Origin of the sequence: Microcoleus sp. SVA1B4, from assembly GCF_036700545.1 — a bacterium.
GTDB lineage: Bacteria > Cyanobacteriota > Cyanobacteriia > Cyanobacteriales > Microcoleaceae > Microcoleus.
Genome location: NZ_JAUBPB010000174.1, coordinates 1 through 1,181 on the forward strand (window position 1 = coordinate 1; position 1,181 = coordinate 1,181).

Annotated in this window: 1 protein-coding gene; it reads right to left on the reverse strand. The window is 36.0% G+C overall.

The genetic code is table 11. From position 1 onward, the window contains the following. Positions 1–28 precede the first annotated feature (28 nt). Positions 29–1,095 (reverse strand): ISKra4 family transposase gene (locus QT987_RS29780; protein ID WP_333247097.1). Its coding sequence is split into 2 segments (ribosomal slippage): positions 29–927 and positions 927–1,095, totalling 1,068 coding nucleotides; the frame shifts between segments, so codons are not numbered across the junction. Between the last annotated feature and the right edge of the window lie 86 nt (positions 1,096–1,181).

Consider the following 1,181-nt stretch of genomic DNA (forward strand, 5'->3'; position numbering starts at 1 on the left):
TCGGGTGCATCTCACTTTGGCAAATACATCAAATTGAAAGTTGACCGTTGAGATAAGCACAGCGAAGAGAAAGGATAGAGGGAACGCTCTCAATTTTCCATTGCGCTCCTGATATTTTCACCCTGAACCCAATTCGTTTAATAATTGATTCAACTGTTCCCGAACCAATCGAACTTATGGACTCCTCTTTATAGTATTGGTAGTTGACTATTCGGCAGCGATGGGTCTCTAAATAGTTACAAAATATTTTAAATCCTTTTTTTGTCATCTCTTTAAATAGATTGATAACTTCATCTATTTTACCTTGCCACAACATATTTTCTGCTAACTTTAAACGTTTTAGCGAACCTCCTACCTTGTAAATATTTTCTTTCAGATGATACCAATCTAAGATTTCTTGTCTTTGTTCAGTATCTCCTATTTCTTTAAATATGTTCCAAATTCCGGCATGACCATCTCCTAAACAATACATAGGATGTAGTAATTTTTGGCTATTAGTCCAATCAATTAAATCTTGATTATTTTGAAAAAATGCTCCCGAATAAACATTATCTAAACAAATGGCTTTATAGTCTTTCCAATAACACCCCTCGCCTTTGGTTTCGTTGCGTAGCCTGACTTTCCCGCCATCTAATGTAATTTCTTGGACTCCTTGTTTAGATGTAGGTAATTCAAATTCTTGTCGTTTGACTAATCTGTGTAATGTACTATGAGAGACTTTGACCCCCGTGAAAATTTCTAAATCTTTTTCTGCCATTTGATAAGATTCGTTGGCACTGATTAAAAGACAGCATTTTTCCATCATTGGACTGAATTGACTATACGCTTTCAATCCAAAATATTTCGCTTGATTGTCTGTAATTTCGAGCGAACCGACTATTGATTTTATTTTTCTGGATTTTCCTGTTTGAATCCCTGATACTGCTGAAAAAAAAAGCTACCTAGTTCTGGTCCCACTTGTTCTAGCATTTTCTGACGGAGAGATTTTTCTATGCTGTCAAAACTTTCTAACTCGGTTGGATCTGTATTTCTGTAAAGAATGGATGCTGCCGCTTTTAAGTAGGCTTTTAGCTGTTCTTGGTCTGAGGGTGTCATTTTCTTTACCTCATATTTTTTGGCAATTTTACTAGCTTTTCCATTTTAACCCTTTTGCGACATATTCGCCAAAGTGAGATGCACCC